This is a genomic window from Halarchaeum grantii, assembly GCF_014647455.2.
Lineage (GTDB): Archaea > Halobacteriota > Halobacteria > Halobacteriales > Halobacteriaceae > Halarchaeum > Halarchaeum grantii.
The window spans coordinates 962,794-979,891 of the sequence record NZ_BMPF01000001.1 but is presented as its reverse complement, the minus strand read 5'-3'; the positions used below and the strand labels follow the sequence as shown (position 1 = coordinate 979,891).

General features: G+C 69.9%; 18 protein-coding genes. 8 read left to right on the top strand and 10 right to left on the bottom strand.

Translation table 11 applies throughout. From position 1 onward, the window contains the following. Positions 1-13: 13 nt before the first annotated feature. Positions 14-856, top strand: coding sequence for a polyprenyl synthetase family protein (locus tag IEY12_RS05335; RefSeq protein ID WP_188880043.1), 843 nt, complete (start codon positions 14-16; stop codon positions 854-856). Positions 857-918: 62 nt separating this feature from the next. On the opposite strand, the gene IEY12_RS05330 is transcribed toward IEY12_RS05335, so the two are convergent. Further along, on the bottom strand, positions 919-2,016 hold the full coding sequence (locus tag IEY12_RS05330) for a DUF373 family protein (protein WP_188880041.1): 1,098 nt from the start codon (positions 2,014-2,016) through the stop codon (positions 919-921). A gap of 147 nt (positions 2,017-2,163) precedes the next feature. Between IEY12_RS05330 and IEY12_RS05325 the strand changes: the two genes are divergently transcribed. Beyond that, a complete protein-coding gene (locus IEY12_RS05325) occupies positions 2,164-3,159 on the top strand; it encodes a radical SAM protein (protein ID WP_188880036.1) in 996 nt (331 codons plus the stop codon). 138 nt (positions 3,160-3,297) lie between these two features. Here the strand turns inward: IEY12_RS05325 and IEY12_RS05320 are convergent, their stop codons facing one another. Continuing rightward, positions 3,298-5,574: a DUF2298 domain-containing protein gene (locus IEY12_RS05320; protein WP_188880018.1), complete on the bottom strand. Its 2,277-nt coding sequence runs from the start codon at positions 5,572-5,574 to the stop codon at positions 3,298-3,300. Between the two features lie 102 nt (positions 5,575-5,676). Here IEY12_RS05320 and IEY12_RS05315 point away from each other — a divergent pair, with 102 nt between their 5' ends. Next, positions 5,677-6,105 (top strand): GtrA family protein, encoded by a 429-nt coding sequence (locus tag IEY12_RS05315; RefSeq protein ID WP_188880008.1) that lies wholly within the window; start codon positions 5,677-5,679, stop codon positions 6,103-6,105. Here the strand turns inward: IEY12_RS05315 and IEY12_RS05310 are convergent. From IEY12_RS05310 to IEY12_RS05300, 3 genes are read right to left on the bottom strand one after another with little or no spacing between them, the layout of a single operon-like run. Beyond that, positions 6,102-6,506: a DUF8146 domain-containing protein gene (locus IEY12_RS05310; protein WP_188880000.1), complete on the bottom strand. Its 405-nt coding sequence runs from the start codon at positions 6,504-6,506 to the stop codon at positions 6,102-6,104. The genes IEY12_RS05315 and IEY12_RS05310 overlap by 4 nt on opposite strands. A 50-nt stretch (positions 6,507-6,556) precedes the next feature. After that, a complete protein-coding gene (locus IEY12_RS05305; protein WP_123074894.1) occupies positions 6,557-7,162 on the bottom strand; it encodes an RPA family protein in 606 nt (201 codons plus the stop codon). Then, positions 7,163-8,092, bottom strand: coding sequence for a replication factor A (locus IEY12_RS05300; RefSeq protein ID WP_123074896.1), 930 nt, complete (start codon positions 8,090-8,092; stop codon positions 7,163-7,165). Between the two features lie 144 nt (positions 8,093-8,236). Between IEY12_RS05300 and IEY12_RS05295 the strand changes: the two genes are divergently transcribed. Together IEY12_RS05295 and IEY12_RS05290 are read left to right on the top strand one after the other, a co-directional pair. Continuing rightward, entirely contained in the window at positions 8,237-8,506 is a 270-nt protein-coding gene (locus IEY12_RS05295) for a DUF7091 family protein (RefSeq protein ID WP_188879997.1), read from the top strand. Continuing rightward, complete coding sequence (locus IEY12_RS05290; protein WP_188879995.1) at positions 8,500-9,501, top strand: mannose-1-phosphate guanylyltransferase; 1,002 nt, start codon at positions 8,500-8,502, stop codon at positions 9,499-9,501. The genes IEY12_RS05295 and IEY12_RS05290 overlap by 7 nt, the downstream gene beginning before the upstream one ends. Here IEY12_RS05290 and IEY12_RS05285 read toward each other — a convergent pair whose 3' ends face one another. Then, on the bottom strand, positions 9,502-10,290 hold the full coding sequence (locus tag IEY12_RS05285; RefSeq protein WP_188879991.1) for an SDR family oxidoreductase: 789 nt from the start codon (positions 10,288-10,290) through the stop codon (positions 9,502-9,504). It lies immediately after the preceding gene. Between the two features lie 190 nt (positions 10,291-10,480). Here IEY12_RS05285 and IEY12_RS05280 point away from each other — a divergent pair, with 190 nt between their 5' ends. After that, positions 10,481-12,580 carry a hypothetical protein gene (locus IEY12_RS05280; protein ID WP_188879989.1) on the top strand — a complete coding sequence of 700 codons (2,100 nt, stop codon included), beginning with the start codon at positions 10,481-10,483 and terminating at the stop codon, positions 12,578-12,580. Here the strand turns inward: IEY12_RS05280 and IEY12_RS15845 are convergent. From IEY12_RS15845 to IEY12_RS05270, 3 genes are all read right to left on the bottom strand, one after another. Beyond that, positions 12,577-12,711, bottom strand: a complete 135-nt coding sequence (locus IEY12_RS15845) for a DUF7503 family protein (RefSeq protein ID WP_268245998.1) — start codon at positions 12,709-12,711, stop codon at positions 12,577-12,579. The genes IEY12_RS05280 and IEY12_RS15845 overlap by 4 nt on opposite strands. 165 nt (positions 12,712-12,876) lie before the next feature. Further along, complete coding sequence (locus tag IEY12_RS05275) at positions 12,877-13,347, bottom strand: TRAM domain-containing protein (RefSeq protein WP_188879986.1); 471 nt, start codon at positions 13,345-13,347, stop codon at positions 12,877-12,879. A gap of 72 nt (positions 13,348-13,419) precedes the next feature. Beyond that, positions 13,420-14,484, bottom strand: a complete 1,065-nt coding sequence (locus IEY12_RS05270; protein WP_188879984.1) for a helix-turn-helix transcriptional regulator — start codon at positions 14,482-14,484, stop codon at positions 13,420-13,422. 133 nt (positions 14,485-14,617) lie between these two features. Between IEY12_RS05270 and IEY12_RS05265 the strand changes: the two genes are divergently transcribed. Beyond that, positions 14,618-15,880 (top strand): DUF7096 domain-containing protein, encoded by a 1,263-nt coding sequence (locus tag IEY12_RS05265; RefSeq protein ID WP_188879970.1) that lies wholly within the window; start codon positions 14,618-14,620, stop codon positions 15,878-15,880. A gap of 39 nt (positions 15,881-15,919) precedes the next feature. Further along, entirely contained in the window at positions 15,920-16,420 is a 501-nt protein-coding gene (locus IEY12_RS05260; RefSeq protein ID WP_188879968.1) for a type IV pilin N-terminal domain-containing protein, read from the top strand. Here the strand turns inward: IEY12_RS05260 and IEY12_RS05255 are convergent. Beyond that, positions 16,389-17,012, bottom strand: coding sequence for a methyltransferase domain-containing protein (locus tag IEY12_RS05255; protein ID WP_188879962.1), 624 nt, complete (start codon positions 17,010-17,012; stop codon positions 16,389-16,391). The two genes, IEY12_RS05260 and IEY12_RS05255, sit on opposite strands and share 32 nt — an antisense overlap. Positions 17,013-17,098 lie beyond the last annotated feature (86 nt).

Below are 17,098 nucleotides of genomic sequence, written 5' to 3'. Positions count from 1 at the left end.
CGACTAGGGGCCAATGGAGTACGTGGAGGCACGGCGGGACGCCATCGAGGAACACCTGCGAGAGGTGCTTGGGCGGGTGGAGCCGCCGGCGCTCCGCGAGAAGCTCGAGCAGTCGACGCTCGCGGGCGGGAAGCGCGTTCGCCCGACGCTCGCGGTGCTCTGCTGTGAGGCCGCGGGCGGCGAGGGCGAGGCCGCCCTCGATTACGCGGTCGGCGTCGAGCTCGTGCACAACGCGTCGCTCGTCGTCGACGACATCATCGACCGCTCGGAGCTGCGTCGCGGCGAGCCGTCGGCGTGGGCGGCGCACGGCTACGGGCCCGCCATCGTCGCCTCGGACGGGTTGCTCGGCGAGGCGTTCGCGCTCTTCAGCGACGACGCGCGCGCCCTCGAGACGGCGGCGGACTCGCTCGTGGAACTCGGGCAGGGCGAGGCCACCGAGCTCGTCGACCGGCCCTCCAACGAGGCCGAGTACATGGAGCTCGCGCGACGTAAGACGGGCGCGCTCTTCCGCGCGTCCGCCGAACTCGGCGCGATCGCGGCGGACGCCGACCCCGACACCGTCGATGCCTTCGGCGAGTACGCCGAGCGCGTCGGCGTCGCGTTCCAACTCCGCGACGACGTCCTCGACGTCACGGCGGAGACGGACGCGCTCGGGAAGCCCGCGGGGACGGACGAGGAGATGGACCGCCCCTCGGTCCTGCGCGTCACCGACCGCTCCGTCGAGGAGGTGAACGCGCTCGCGGACGCGGAGTCGGACGCGGCGCTCGCGGCGCTCGACGACGCGGCCCTCGAGGACGGGCAGGCCCGCGAGTACATGGCGCAACTCGCGACGTTCGTGGTCGAACGCGAGCGGTAGCCTCGGTCTCGGGTCGCGCGAACGCGAGCGATAGCGTCGTGGCCGCTGGCGCGGTCGTCCGCTCAGGCGGCTCGCACGTCGCCGTCCTCGCTCTCCTCGCGCCCCTCGATGATGGCGAACGCGAGCGTACTGAGGACGCTCATGAGCGTGCCGCCGGTGAGGACGGCGGCGAGCGTCGGGAGCGACACCGTCTGGAGGAAGAACCCGCTGAGCGCGTAGAGCACGGCGGCGATGGCGAGCACGTAGAAGGGGGCGTTGAGATACTGCCACTCGAACTGGTCGTGGAGGTACTCGTCGGTGATCTGGCCGACGCTGGAGGTGAGGCCGGCGGCGGCGAACCAGGTGGCGGCGCCGTTGACGAGGGCGGCGACGACGGACGTGACGGGGAGCGACCCGCCGGCGGTCTGGCGGTACTCGGCGAGTCGGTTGACGCCCTCGACGCCGCCGATGAGGAGGAGGGCGGCGGCGACGACGTACGTGATGAGCGTCACGCGACCCGTGTAGAGGCTGTCGCGAGCGCGCTCCACGAGGTCGTCGACGACGTCGGCGAGCCCCAACCCACGAAAGAGCGCGTAGAGGCCGAGCGCGGCCGACGAGAGCCCCAGTACCGCCCCGGGGAGCCCGAGGAAGGACGCGAGGACCGCCAGCGGATAGATGAGCAGGAGGACGCCGAGCGGAACGAGGATGGTCCCTCGGGTCTCCGGGTCGTTCAGCACCTGCTTGATCGTGTAGTACATCGACTCGAGGTCCTGCGCTTGGCGGACGACGACGCGCCGGACGCTGTCGATGCGGACGCGCGAGCGGATGACGGGGAGGACGGACTCGTCCTGCGCGCCGTCGGTGACGACGACGGCGCGCACCTCCTCGCCGGTCTGGAGGCCGGCGAGCACCTCGTCGACCTCCTCGCCGACCGCGCGGTTCGCCTGCACGTCGCTCCCTTCGAGGCCGGTGACGGCGGCGACTTCGACGGTCTCCTCGGGTGCGAGATCGTCGTAGAGGTGGACGCCCTCGAAGAGGACGTTGACGTCGCTGTCCTCGGGGTCGGCGGTGGCGAGCGCGACGGCGCCGGCCTCGACGGCGTCCCGGCCGACGGCGGGCGTTTCGAGGCCCGTCTTCCGGCCGAGGTCGTCGTCGAGATCGACGCAGAGGACCAACAGCATCACCGCCCCGTACGCCGTCGACGGTTATTGAGGTTTGGGAGCGCTCGCGACCTTTGGCCGATGCCGCCCGGCGCGTGTGGTCGTCGCGCACGGGCGAGCGAACCCGTGCGGTTTTTGAGTCCTGACGCGCTACAACGGTGATACCGAATGATTTCGAAGGGCTGCGAGCAGTGCGCGCAAGGGGGCAAGATGGTCCTCTTCGTCTATGGGTATTGCGACCAGCGCGACTGTTTCTACTGCCCGCTGGGTGAGAACCGGAAGAACGTCACGCAGGTCTACGCCAACGAGCGCCCGGTCGAGAGCGACGAGGACGTCGTCGCGGAGGCGAAGAAGATGGACGCCCTCGGCACCTCCATCACGGGCGGCGAACCGCAGGAGGCGATGGAGCGCACGACCCGCTACCTCCGCCTCCTCAAGGAGGAGTTCGGCGAGGACCACCACACCCACCTCTACACCGGGATCACGGGTGGCCGCGAGAACATGCGCCGCCTCAGCGAGGCGGGCCTCGACGAGATCCGGTTCCACCCGCCCTACGAACTCTGGGGCGACCTCCACGGAACCGAGTGGGAAGAAATCCTCTACATCGCCCGCGAGGAAGGCCTCACGCCGGCCTTCGAGATCCCGGGTATCCGCGCCGAACCGGAGTTCCTCGAGTTCCTCGACGAGGGCGCCGCCGACTTCTGCAACGTCAACGAGTTCGAGATGAGCGACGGGAACTACGAGCGGATGCAGGAGGCCGGCTACGAGCTTCAGGACGGCCACATGAGCGCCGTCGAGGGCTCGAAGGACGCCATCCTCGAGGAGATGGCCCACCACGAGAAGGTCTACTTCTGCACGAGCGTCTTCAAGGACGCCGCCCAGCACCGCAGTCGTCTGAAGCGCATGGCGAAGAACGTCCGCCGCGAGTTCGACGAAGTCACCGAGGACGGCACGCTCGTCTACGGGAAGACGTGGATATCGCCGGCGGAACTCGACGCCCTCGGCGTCCCCGAGGAGTTCTACACAGTCAAGTCCGAGCACGTCGAGGTCGCGTGGTGGCTCCTCGAGGAGATGGTCGAGGAGGGCGACATCACCGAGGGCGAAATCGTCGAGCAGTACCCGACGTACGACGGCCAGGTCGTCGAGCGAACGCCCCTCGCGTAGGTGCTTGCCGCGCCCTGCGGCGCCTCTTTTCGATGCAGATTGTTACGACGAGCACCACCGGCGCTCCGCGTCGGGGACCGGTGCACGCGTCGGTCGCCGAGCGAACGTCCGAGTTCACTCGGGTGCTCCGCACGCCGCTCAGGCGCGCGGACAGTCCGCTCGGACCGCCTCGCAGGCGGCGTCGGCGTCGACCTCGTATATCGTGACGGCGTCGTTCTCGAACGCCACCTCGACGCCAGGGTGGTCGAACGAGCGGACGTCGTAGCGCTCGCGCTCGTTCGGACCGACGTAGACGTAGGTGACGTCGTACTTGTCGAGGAGGAGGGCGGCGCTCGCCCAGCGCGCACTGTATATCGCACCGACGTCGCGGGTGCGCGTCTGCCACGCCTCGGGGCCGCGATAGCCCTGCTCGTGGTGCCAACCGACGACGCTCGGGAGGCCGCTGAGGCTGCTGGCCTCGCTGCGGAACTGGTACATCGGCGTCCCCGGGGCCTCGACGAGGTGCGGGGAGCCCTCGCGGGCGTCGAGCCAGTCGATGGCGGCGGCCTCCCCGGAGTGGCGCTCCTCGACGTACTCGGTGGCGTCGAGCGTCGGGTCGGCGCCGTGGGTGGCGACGTAGCCGACGCGGTCGCTGACGGCGAGCGCGGGGAAGGCGAGGCCGGCGCCGAGCACGAGCACGACGGTGGCGACGCGGGCGATCTGCCCGGCCGAGACGTCGATTTCGCGGGGGCGAGCGAGCGCGCGGAGGCGCGGGCGGACGTTCGGGAGCACACCCGCGAGCGCGGCGCCGGCACCGGCGCCCCAGAGCACCCACGCCTGCATCGAGACCTTGTAGACGGTGTTCCAGCGGGGCGCGTTCGGGTCGTGGGGCCAGACTTTCGCGTAGGTGAACTCCACGGCGAGGAGGAGGCCGGCGCCGGCGACGAGGAGCAGGAGGTCGAAGCCGGCGTCGCGGCGTCGACGGAGGTACCAGCCGGCGGCGATGCACGCGAGCAGGAGGGCGGCGGTGCCGAGCGACGCGAGCGTGGCGAGCGCGATGCCGGTGGTGAGGAGGCCGAACGCGGTGAGCGTCTGCCGTGTGACGGTCGCGTCGCCTGCGACGCGGAGGCCGAACGCGGCGAGCGGGACGCCGGCGGCGAGCAGGAAGGGGACGACGGGCGTGCGCGGCGGGAGGACGCCGACGCCGCCGTTGACGGGCGTGTGGAAGAGGAGGAACGGGCTCGCGAGCGCGGCGCCGCCGAGCGCGACGGCGAGCGCGCCCGCGACGGCGACGACGAGACGGCCGAGTTCGTCGCGGAGCGCGTCGTCGGAACGCAGGCGCGCGCCGTGGCGTCCGAGCAGCCGCGCGGGATGCCGGTCGGCGAGCGCGAGCGCGAGGCCGGTGAGGCCGACGGCGCTCGGGTAGCTCCACGTGGAGACGAGCGCGAGGAGGCCGGCGACGCCCCCCATCCCGCAGAGGAGCGCGAGCGCGCGACGCGCTTCGTCGACCCGCGAGAGCGCGAACGCGAGGGCGGCGGCGACGAGGAGGAAGGGCGTAGCGAGCATGTGCGCGTGGAGGTCGCCGTTCGTGTACTCCCACGCGGGCGTGACGTGGAGGGTGCCGGGGGCGACGTAGCGCCCGAGCCACGGCGTCCACTCGCCGAGGCTGTGGTAGTGCGCGTAGGCGTCCGCCGCATCCATGCGGATGCCGGCGAAGGCGACGTCGAACGCGGGGAGCGCGACGTCCTCGGGGAGCAGGCCGACGACGACGCGGACGGGGGTCGCGAGGTGGCCGGTGACGGCGACGAGGCACGCGCCGAACGCGCCACCCGCCACGGGGCTGTCGCCGTTCGCATCCGCGACGGCGGCGGCGACGGCGTACGCCGCGCTCGCGAGCGTCGCGTAGAACGTCGCGAGCCCGAGGTTGTAGGCGTAGCGGACGGGAACGCCCGACAGCTCGGTGATGCTCGCGACGGCGAGGAGGCCGCCGTAGTAGTAGCGCACGGGGCGGCCGGCGAACCAGACGTCCTGTGGCGGGAGGGCGCTCGCACGCGACAGTGATTTCAGGAGCCCGTAGTCGAGGAACTTCTCGCCGCCTGCGGGATAGACGCCCGGGAACACCGACCGATAGGCGAGGAGGCCGCAGAACGCGAGGGCGAACGCGAGGACCGGTCCGAGGGGTACCGGCGGGAGGCCGTCGCGGCGCGCGACGAAGAGGGCGAGGCCGAGCGCGACGAGCGCCGCGACGGCGGCGGTCGCGCGGCCCCACGCGAGGTGGCCGAGCCAGTACGCGGGGAGCGTGACGGCGGCGAGCCCGATGGCCGGCGCGAGGCCGGCGGCGTGGTCGTCGGGGAGGACGCGGGCGGCGAGCGGGAGGCCGGCCGCCGCGACGACGAGGAGGGCGGCGAGCCAGCCGAGGGCGTGGAGGGCGCTCACGACCTATCGGTGTCGTTCTGTCCGGTATGTGTCTTGTGCTCTGTCCGGCGACCGAATCCAAAGCGTGAAGTATTCCGTAGCTGTCACGGTGTAGACGTCCGCATGCCCTCCATCAGACGTGTCGCCGCCGCCCTCCTCCAACCCGCGCGCGCCGGCCAGTTCCTCGCCGTCGGCGCGCTCGGCGCGCTTCTCGATAACGCCGCGCTCGTCGTCCTCCACGACGTCCTCGCGTTCGGGCTCCTCCCCGCGAAACTCGTCGCTGCGGAAGCCAGCATCATCCTGATGTTCGCCGTGAACGAGCGCTGGACGTTCGACTCGTGGGGCGCGCGTGGCGTCCGCGCGCTCGCGAGACGCCTCCTCACGTCGAACGCCGTCCGCGCCGTCGGCCTCGCCACCGGCATCGCCGTCCTCTTCGCGCTCACTCGCGCTGGCGTCTGGTATCTCGCCGCGAACGTCGTCGGCCTCGGCGTCGGCTTCGTCGTGAACTACTGCTTCGAGAACGTCCTCACGTGGCGCGTCCTCGCCGGTTAGCCGAGCCGGAAGGACTCCTCGTCCTCGCCCTCGAGGTCGTCGAGGTGGATGACGTCCTCGACGTCCTCCGCGTCGTCGAGTTCGTCGCGGAGGGCGTTGATGTACGCCTTGTGCTCCTCCAGTTGCTCGCGGAGGTGCTCGGCCTCGAGTTCGAGGCGTTCGTGCTCGCGGACGAAGCTCTTGGGCACCTCGACCTTCGGCGGGAACTCCGCGTCCTCGACGTCCTCGCCGACGTCGTCCGTCGGGACGACGCGCACGCGGCCGTCGTTCGCGACGAGCGCGTCGACGTAGTCCCGGAAGACGGCGGACAACGAGAGGTCGCGCTCCTCCGCGATGTCGCGGAGGGCGTCGAAGGTGTCCTCGTTCACGCGGAACGAGACGGTCTTGTTCTTGTTGCCCATGCTCGAAAAAACGGGGTCTCGGGCCTTAGTTCTTCGTCAGACGCCGCGTCTCAGGCGGCTTCGGCGACTTCCTCGTCGTCGGTCTCGTCGAGCGACTCGAGGGCGTCGATGGCGGCCTGCTTGTAGCGCCGCAGCGGGAGGTCGTACTCCTCCTCGGCGCGCCGGGCGTACTCGTTGCCCTCGTCGTCGAAGGCGTCGATGCGCTCGAGGGTGCGCTCGGCCGTCTCGACGACCCAGCGGTCGCGCGTCGCCGTCTCGACTTCGGTGATGGACTCGGGGCGCACGGAGACGTTGACGGTCCCGTCTTCGGTCTCGTAGGCGCGGGGCTTCCCGACGATGGCGACGTACGTCGGCGTCTCGAGGTCGCGCAGCGCGCTCGCGGCGTCCGGCTGGTACTGGCCGGCGTAGACGAAGAACGTCCCGGTCGGGTCGACGACGCGGCCGCGCCAGTACTCGGAGTCCTCGCCGACGTCCTCCGTCTCGGTGAGGGTGCCGACGAGGAAGACGCGGTTCGCCTTCTCCCCGGTGGGGAGGAGGCTGTAGAGCGGCGCGCGCTCGTCGTCGGATTCCTTGAAGGTGAACGTGGCGTCGTTGAACTCGTCGGCGAAGACGCGTCGGGCGACCTCGCGCGTGGGGGTGGACTGGTTGCTGGACATCTACATCGACCTCGCTTTGATGAGGACGGATTCGGCGTCGGTGGGTTCGGAGAGCGCTTCGACGTCGTTCGCGAGCACGTAGCGCCCGAGCGTCGGGCCCGTGACGCGGTAGTACTGGCCGAGGAGCATCTCGCGCATCTCGTCGGCGACGACGGTCGTGTCGAGGGCGTCCATCGCCTGCTGTTTCGCCTCCTCGAGACCGATCCCGGTGAGGTCGGTCGTCGCTTCCTCGTTCAGGATGATCTCGTGGACGTCCTCACCGTCGTCGAGGACGCCCTTGATGCGGAGGTCGAACTCGCCCTCGACCTCGCCGTGCTCGGAGCAGCGGCCGTTCTGGAGGACGCGCGTGCAGTCCTCCTCGGGGCAGCGCTTGATGAGGCCGGAGCCGGACTGGATGTCGACGAGCGCCCCCTCGACGCTCGTCTCGTCGTCGCCGACCTCGATGTCCTCGTCCACCTCGGTGATGGTGGTCGTGCGGTTGAGCTTCACCGAGTAGCGGCCCTGGTACTCGTCGGTGACGACGTTCCCGAGGCGGTAGACCTGCCCTTCGTCGAGTTCGTCGAGGTCGGAGGCCGCCCACTTGGTGAACTTGATGGTGCCGGACTCGTCGCCGAGCAGGCCGACCTGCGCGACGCTGTCGCTCCGGGGCTCCCAGAGGTCGACGACCTTCGCGGTGATGTCCACCCATTCGTCGGGCGCGTCGACGTCGGCGGCCTGCACGGTCGGGTTGCCGCCGCGGCCGAGTTCGTCGCGCTCGATGCCCGCCTCGTCGAGGTAGTGGCTCTCGACGGAGCGCCGGGCCTCGTCGAGCGGTATCTTGTACTCCTCGACGTACTGTTCGAGGCGCTCCTCGATCTCCTCGACGTCCACGTCGAGGTGCTCCGAGAACTGGTCGTGTAGCTGCTGCGCGGTCTGCTGTATGTCGCTCATAGTCGGGGTTTCCGTCTCCGCGTGTGTTTCGGGTGGGAGACGGGAACGGATACGGCCTACTGGTCTATAAACTCTCCCTCACCGAAGCGAAAGTGGTGCCGTGCGAGCCACAGGCCTATGTCGACGCGGGCGCTACGCCGACGTATGACCGAGGACGACTCCGGGGTCGTCGACCGCCTCGCCCGGGGCGCGGGCCGCCGATACGCGGAGGCCGTCGCCGCCTATCGCGAGGGCCGAACGAGCGGCGAACTGCCGCGCGACGACGCCGGCCGCGTCCGTATCGTCTGCCGCCGCCACGCCGAGAAGCGCGCCGTCGCGCTCGACGACGGCACGCCCGCGTGCTTCGACGCCGACCACCCCGCCTGCGAGGGCTGTCTCGAGGACGTTCGGGACGGACAGGTGGAGACGTGGTGAGGACCGTCGCTGTCCTCCTCGCCGGCGGGACCGGGACGCGGCTCTACCCGGCGAGTCGCTCGGACCGACCGAAGCAGTTCCAGTCCTTCGGCGCCGATTCGCGCTCGCTCCTCCGGCGCGCGGCCGACCGCGCGGCGTTCGCCGACGACGTGTGCGTTCTCACCCGCGAGGCGTACGCCGACGCCGTCCGCGAGCACGTCCCCGAGGCCGACGTCCTCGTCGAACCCGTCGCGAAGGACACGGGGCCGGCGCTCGCCTACGCGAGCCATCGCGTGCGCGAGGAACACGCCGACGCCGTGCTCTGCGCGCTCCCCGCCGACCACGTCGTCGGCGACGGCTTCGGCGAGGTCGCTCGGCGCGGCTGTCGGGTCGCCGCCGAGCGCGAGAAACTCGTGACGTTCGGCGTCGAACCCGACCGGCCCGCGACCGAGTACGGCTACATCGAGCCCGGCGCCGCTCACGACGGCTACGCCGACGTCGCGTCCTTCCGGGAGAAACCCGACGCCGAGACCGCCGCGCGCCTCCGGGAGGCGGGGTGTCTCTGGAACGCCGGGCTGTTCGCGTGGCGCCCCGAGGTCTTCCTCGCGGAGGCGCGCGACGGCCCGCTCGCGCCGCTCATCGACGCGCTCGATGCCGGCGACCCCGAGCGCGGGTTCGACCGCGTCGACCCCGTGAGCGTCGACTACGCCGTCATGGAGCGGACCGACCGCGCCGCCGTCGTCCCCGCCGACTTCGACTGGGACGACCTCGGGTCGTGGGACGCGCTCGAACGCGTCCTCGACGGTGACGGCGACGGGAACACGCTCGCGAGCGACGCCCTCGCCCTCGACGCGTCCGGGAACGTCATCGCGAGCGACGACAAACACGTCTCCGTCGTCGGCGTGGACGACCTCGTCGTCGCCGCCTACGACGACCGCGTGCTCGTCGTCCCGAAGGCGGACGGTCAGCGGGTCCGCGACGTCGTCGCCGAACTCCGCGGCGACGACCTGTTCTGACTACCCCTGCTGGAGGCGGCCGCCGTCGATGGGGAGCGAGACGCCGTTCACGTACGACGCGCGCTCGCTCGCGAGGAAGGCGACGACGTCACCGAGCTCCTGCGGGGCCCCGACGCGCTCCATCGGGATGTCGACGCCCCAGTCCGCGATGCCGGTCTCGTAGTCGGGATATTCGCCGCGCTCGACGGCCTGCTCGACGAGCTCCTCGATGCGCGGCGTCTCGAACGGCCCCGGGAGGACGGCGTTCGCGCGGACGTCCGGCGCGAGCTCGACCGCGAGCGTCTCCACGAGGCCGATGACGCCGCGTCGCACCGCGTTCGAGAGGACGAGACCGCCGACCGGCGTCTCGACGCTCGTCGAGGTGATGGCGGTGACGGTGCCCGCGTCGCTCTCCGAGAGGTACGGATGGGCCGCCTTCACGGTGCGGACGGCGCTCATCACGAGCAGGTCGTACGCCTCGTACCAGTCGCGCTCCGCCGTGTCGAGGAACGGCCCCGACGGTGGGCCGCCGGCGGAGAGCACGAGGTGGTCGAGACTCCCGAAAGCCTCCACGGTCGCCTCGACGAGCGCCTCCACGTCGTCGGGGTCCGTGATGTCCGCGCTGACGCCCGTGACGTCGCCCGTAGCCGTCTCGCGAACGTCCTCGATCGCGTCGTCGAGGCGCCCCTCGTCGCGCCCGCAGAGCACGACGTTCGCGCCCTCGGCGGCGAGCGCCGTCGCCGACGCCTTCCCGAGGCCGCTCGTACTCGCCGTCACCAGTGCCGTCTCGTCAGTGAGTCCGAGGTCCATACCGCCGTCGTCGAACCCCCTCCACAAAAACCATCCTGTCGGGCGTCCGGGTCCCCGAAACGCTTGAACCGATGGCCCCCCTGGTGACGCACGTGAGAACGACGCCGCGAAGACGGGGCGGGGTGAACGGGACGAGAGGACCGCCCGGTCGATGTCGGCGCTTCGTCGGCGGGAGAGAGGTGTTCTCCCCGTGAACATCGCGTTCGAGGGGTTCGCCGACGGCGTCCGGATTCACGACCGGATCGAGAACGTCACCTACACCGTCGAGACCGGCACCGCCGAGTTCGACGTGGACGACGCCGACGACTTTCACGTCCCCCTGACCCGAGCGATCGTCGTCGAAACCGACACGCTCGTCTTCCCCAACCCCGCCGACGTCTTCGTCCGCCGCGACGGAACGGTCGTCAACGACGTTCCCGCAGGTACCGTCGGGGACGTCGCCCGTGGTACCTACGAGTTCGAAATATCCGGCGCTCCACTGAAGCTCTACGTCGCCGTCGAGAACGCGTCGGCCACCGTTGACTCTCGGTCCGGTTCGACGGCCGTCGAGCTCGACCGGCCTACAGCCGTCTCCTTCGGCGTCCGGTCGTTCCACGACCACCCTGCGGGAACGGTCACGGTCCGGGACGATCCCTGCGACCTGATGCGCGCCGTCTCCACGTTCGGATCCGCGCTGAAGACGACGAGTCCCGAGCGCTCCTTTCCGACGATGCGCGGTCACCCGCCGAAAGTCACACGTGGCGAGGAGTTCGCCGTCCCCGAGAACATCGACCCGCCGTCGACCGGCGTTCGAATCGAGGTCCCCCCGCGATACGACGCCGTTTACAGCGTCGCGACGCTCGCGTACTACCTCGGCGCCGATGTCGTTCCCGGATCGACGCCGCGCCTCGTTGCCGGGGACCGGACATTCGACTTCCCCCACGACGACGTCGCGCGCTCCGCCAACGCCCTCCTCCACCACGTCTTCACCCTCGACTGCGTCGTCCGTACCGAGGGCATCTATCCGGTCGAGCTGGACGAGCGCGACACCGTCCTCGAGCACGCCGACCTCGACCTCGCGACCCTCTACGGTCGCACGCTCGCCGGGCGCACCGCAGCGTATCTGGACGTCCCCTTCTCCGTCACTGAGGACGTCTTCGAATGGCACCTGACCGCGGACGTCGATCCGGGCCCGGAGAACGCCGAGATACTTCCGCACCTCGTCAACGACCTCTCGTTCGTTCGCTCGCCCGCACCGACCGCCGAGACGACGACCCCGACGCCCGAACCCGACGCCGTGGCCGAGTTCTTCCGTTCGGCACCCGATGACACGTTCGTCCGGTCGGCGGGGAGCGACGCGACTGTCCGTGCAGTCGACCGCGACGCCGACGCCAGCGAGCGTATCGTCTCGCCGGTCGAGGCCGAGACGGTCGGACACGCTTGGGTCGGTGAGGACTATCCCGTCGGCGCGTCGAAACCGACCGTCGACTCCTACGAGCGCCGCCTCGACCGTCAGGCCGAACGAGACGCGACCATCGACGTCCACGTCGTCTGCAACGATCCGGACATGCGCGAGGAAGCAGAGAGCCTCTACGGGTTCCGGGACGCCATCGAGTTCGATATCACGACCGACTTCGACCTCGATGCCGAGCAAACGCGGGCGGTCCTGGAGTCTGAGACCGACCTCCTCCACTTTATCGGGCACGTTACCGAGGACGGCATCCAGTGTCGCGACGACGAGTACCTCGACGTCCGCGACGTCGACTCGGTGAACGTCGACGTCTTCATCCTCAACGGCTGTCGGTCCTACGCGCAGGGGATGGAGATCGTCGAACGCGGTGCGCTCGGCGGCGTCGTCACCCTCGATGACGTCTTCAACCACGTCGCGACCGAGGTCGGACGCTCCGTCGCTCGCCTCCTCGACAACGGCTTTGACCTCCACGGCGCTCTCTCGGTCGCGACCGAGAACGTCGCGGCCGGCTACCAGTACTCCATCGTCGGGAGCGGTGGCGTGACGCTCTGTCAGCATCAAGGAGGCTGCCCCAAGATTGGTGTAATCGAAACTGACCAGACGACTGGAGACGACATCCACGTCGTCATCCGTGACTTTTTGACGCGCGACTTCGGTCCGGGGACTATCTCATCGCCACTGTTCACCGAGTCCGCGGAACGATATCTGTCCAGCCCGGCAGACCACGACTATCGGGTTGGCCGGGACATACTGCAGAATATATTCGAATCTGGTCGCTCTCCGATACTACTCGACGGGGATTTACACTGGAGCGATAAGATCGACCTATCGGATATTTAAGGACCGTTGAAGCTCGGAGCGAGGACGGCCGCCGTGTTGCCCGCAGATGCGAGTAGCAGCACGAGCGTGAACAGCGCGCCGATCATGCGGGGGTTTTCGGTGAGGTACGCCGTGATGTCTTTCTCGGACATACTTCAACGAAATACCGATTCGATAGAAAGTCTATCTCATAACTTGTGGAATAAAACTAAGGTAATTTTCGAATCGAATACAATACCGTCGTGTCCAGCGGCACTTCACGACTCCATCCGGGCCGACCGCCCCGCTCGCCGACACTGCTGTCCTGCGGTCGTGCGCTACTGCCCCCAGAAGTTGTCGCGGCTGCCGAGGCGCTCGCGTGACGATCCACCGGAGTCCTCCTCCTTTCCGTCCTCCCCCTCGGCCCCGTCGTCGGCTCCCTCCTCGTCCTCCTCTTCGTCTTCCCCTTCTTCCTCGGGGAGTTTCTCGATCAGATCCGCGCGGGCGTAGTTCGGCTTCACCGTCGTCACCTTCGCCTTCACGCGCGCCGGCGGGAGGACGCCGTCCACCATCACGATGAAGCCCGAGTCCTCCTGTCGGCCGACGCCGGCGCCCGACTCGTGCATGTCGTCGACGTCGAGGACGACCTCCTCGCCGGGGACGACGGGAGCCGTCTTCAGCTCGGAGATCGGCTGGCTGTAGTGCTGACACCAGTCCATTCCCCCGCGATCGCCGAAGTGCTGGCACCCCATGCCCGAAATCTGCTCTTGGAAATTCGGACATTCGTCCGCGAGTGGGCAGTCTGCCATACGGAGTGTTAGCTTCGGCGAACGCAAAACGCTATCGGACGTTTCCGCGCCGACAACGGCCGTCCGACCCGCTTACTCTTCGTCCTCGCCGGGGAGGGTGATGAGGTTCTCCCGGCCGATACGGAGCTTCTCGACCCGGCCTTCCTCGGCCATCGACGTGAGGAGCTGTGAGACCTTCGCGTCCGACCACCGCGTCTCCTCGACGATGTTCGACTGCTTCATCCGGCCGCCGTTCGCTTCGAGCAGTCGCTCGACGCGCTCCTCGTCGCTCAACAGCTCCTCCGCCGGCTCCGACTCGCCGTCACCCGCTTCGCTCGCGGGTGCCTCCCGGGGCGCCGTCGGTGGTTCCGTCGGCCCGTCGCCGTCGGTGCCCGATGGCGGCCCCGGATCTCGCGTGCCCGCGCTCTGGCGGACGTCGAGGCTGCCACGGCCGCCGAAACCGCGCCACACGTACGCGCCGACGACGCCCACGACGAGCGCGCCGAGGACGAGTCCGCCGACGAGCAACCACGGAACCCCGGGGCTCTCGACGAACACGACCGTCGGGCCGCCGCCCGGGAACGACTGCGGGCCGGTCCACGTCAGCGCTCCGTCGGAGAGCTGTGACGGCGGGTCGGCGCTGTCGGGACTGTAGCCGCTCGGCGGATACACGCGAAGCGTCTGCCCGGCGTAGAGGTCGCCGAACCAGCCGCCGGCGAACGTGTCGCCGAGCGTGAGTCGGTCACTGGACGCGTTCGCGAAGTTCGTCCACGTGAACTCGAGCGTGAGGGTGCCGACGTCCCGGCCGTCCGAGCGGTTCGTGACGCCGTGACTCCGAGCGGGGTCGACGATCTGCATCGGGCGGCCGGTCCGCTCGGCGGCGTCGGCGGCGGCCGAGCGGAACGCCGCGAGCGACGGTCCGCCCTGCCCGCGTTCGAAGTCGGAGGCGAGGTCGGCGAACGCCTCCCTATCGTCGGAATCGTTCAGGGGATACGTCACCGATACCGTCCAGCGCGCGTCCCCGTCCGACTGGAGGTGGACGCCGAGCGTCGTGTTCGACGCCGCCGTGGTGGTGTCGGCGGCCGCCGCGACCGAACCGATGGGGAGGGCGAGGACGACAGCGGTGACGGCGAGCACGAGGAGGGCGGCTTGCCGCATGGTCGGTTTCGAGTGGAGTGCCCGGCGGCAAAACGCTTTCCATCACCCGTACGGCGCGCGATTCCCGGAAGACGGCCGCTCGATGCCCGAACACTCCGCATCGTTTTTGTCGGCAGCCGCGCAAATAACGGCTATGTCCAGGCTCCCCGTCCTGCTCGCCGCCCTCCTCCTCCTCGCGGCACCCGTGGCCGCGTTCGGTGGCGCGACCGATGCGGCTCCGTTCACCGGCAGCGCCGAGGCCGCGACGACGGCGCCCGCCGCGAACGCCGCCACGGCGAACACGACGAACGTCCTCCGCCTCGGCGACCCGAACGCCGCCGGGTTCACGACGACCGGCCCGACCGTCACCGTCACCGTGGGCGCCGCGAGCGCCTCCTTCGACGGCCGCTACGCGACGTACGGCTTCGAGTCCCGCTGGGCGGCCGCGTCCACCGACGCCGAACGCCTCGCCGTCATCCGCAACGCCACCGACGCCGCCGCGAACCGGACCGCCGCCATCGCGGCCGACGAGGCGGCCGCACGCGAGGCCTACGTCGAGGGCGAGCTCTCCGCAGCCGCGCTCGTCCACCGCGTCGCCCTCGACAGCGCTCGCGCCGACGCGCTCGCCACGTACATCGCCACGCTCAGAGAGCACGCCGGCGAGCTCTCCGACGAGAACGCCGCCGTCGCTCGCGACCGGCTCACCGCACTCCGTGGTGAACTCGCCGCCTACGGTGTCGGAACCGGCGAGTCGCTCCACGCCGAGCTCGGCGACGCCATCGCCGGCGAGCGCGCCCCGATGCGCGTCTACGTCGCCGCGTCACCGTCCGGTCTCTCGCTCGCCGCGCTCGACGACGACACGTACTACCACACGACGTATCGCGTCGATAACTACGACGCCGTTCCCGCCTCGAACGTCGACCTCGGTGCGTTCCTCGACTCCCTCGAGCGCCTCTACCCGACCACGACGAACCTCTCCTCCTCGAACGGCGGGTTCCGCTCGTTCAGCGCCCCCGCCGACGCCCACCTCTACCGTGCGGTCCTCGGCTACAACCGGGGCTCCGACGCACAGAGCACGCTCGTCGTCTACTTCGACCCGAGCACGGACAGCGTCTACCGCGAGGACAAGCGCCTCGCGACCGCCGACATCGTCACCGGCGCGGCCGTCACCCGCACGCAGGGGCCCGTGACGCTCGCCGTCAATCGGACGTACGCCGGCGGCCCGCTCCGCGTCGCCGTGTACAACGACGCCGGGGACCCGCTCGACGCGACCGTCCGCGTCAACGGAACCACCGTCGGCACCACCGACCCCGACACCGGCGTCGTCTGGGCGCTCGCCCCGTCCGGCGGGTACAACGTGACCGCCGAACACGACGGGACGACCGTCACGCTCGACACCAGCGCCGCCTCGGCCTGAGGCGAACCTTCTTCTCCGATAGCGCGTCCATCGGAGCGCGTGACCCACACCTCGCGCGGCGTCGCGCCCGTCGTCGGCGTCGTCCTCCTCCTCGCGTGCTGCGTCGGCGCCGCGAGCGCCGTCGCCGTCACCGTCACCGACGCCGGATCTACAGCCATCGTGACGCCCGCGACGCCCAGCGTCGTCGACGCACACGCCACGAGCGACGGGACGCTCGCCCTCACCTACCGCGCGGGACCGGCGCTCGACGTCCGCGACCTGCGCGTCGTCGTCGCCGTCGGCGGGACGCCGCTCCGCCAGCAGCCGACCGTGCCGTTCGTCGGTGCTCCGGGATTCGACGGCGCGCCCGGCGGCCCGTTCAACGCCGCCACCGACCCGACGTGGACGGTCGGCGAGCGCGCGACGCTCCGCCTCGCCGGAACCAACACCGCGCTCGATGCGGGCGCACGCGTCACTATACGCCTCTATCGGAACGGGACCCGAATCGCCGTCGTCGAGACGCGCGTCGTTACTGCTCGGGAACGCGCGCGAGCGTCGTGATGGCGACGTCGGGCTTGTAGGACGGCCCCATCGTCCGGTGCTCGATGGCCTCGAAGCCGGCGTCGCGGAACATCCGGTCCGCCTCCGCCTCGTCGTAGAAGAGCATTATCGCGTCCGCGAGCTTCTGGAAGAGCGTCGAGCGCGGGTAGTTCGGGCCGACGACGAGCACCTTTCCCCCGGGCTTCACGACGCGGCGGAACTCACGGAGCGCCGCAACCGGGTTCGGCCAGTACTCGATGGAGCCCGACGACCAGACCGCGTCGAAGCTGTCGTCCGCGAACGGCAGGCGCTCGGCGTCCCCGAACGTGAACCGCACGGGGTCGTGCTTCCCGAGCTTCTCCCACGCCTTCTCCAGTTGGCCCTCGCTCTGGTCGAGCGCGTAGACCTCCTCGGTGTGCTCGAGGAGGCCCTCCGTCCCGAAGCCGGTCCCACAGCCGACGTCGAGGACCCGGTCGCCAGCATCCAGCGCGAGCATTTCGAGGGCTTCGGCCCGCATCGACTCGTTCCAGATGAACGGGTTGACGCGGTCGTACACCTTCGAGAGGTACCGGTAGAAGAGCCGGGCCCGCGCTTTGTCTTCGAGGACTCCCATTGTCGACTCGTAGCGTGGCCTCGGACATAAGTTCCTGTCTTTCAGCCGTCCGTCCGTTCCGCAACTACCTTATACGCGTTCGTTCA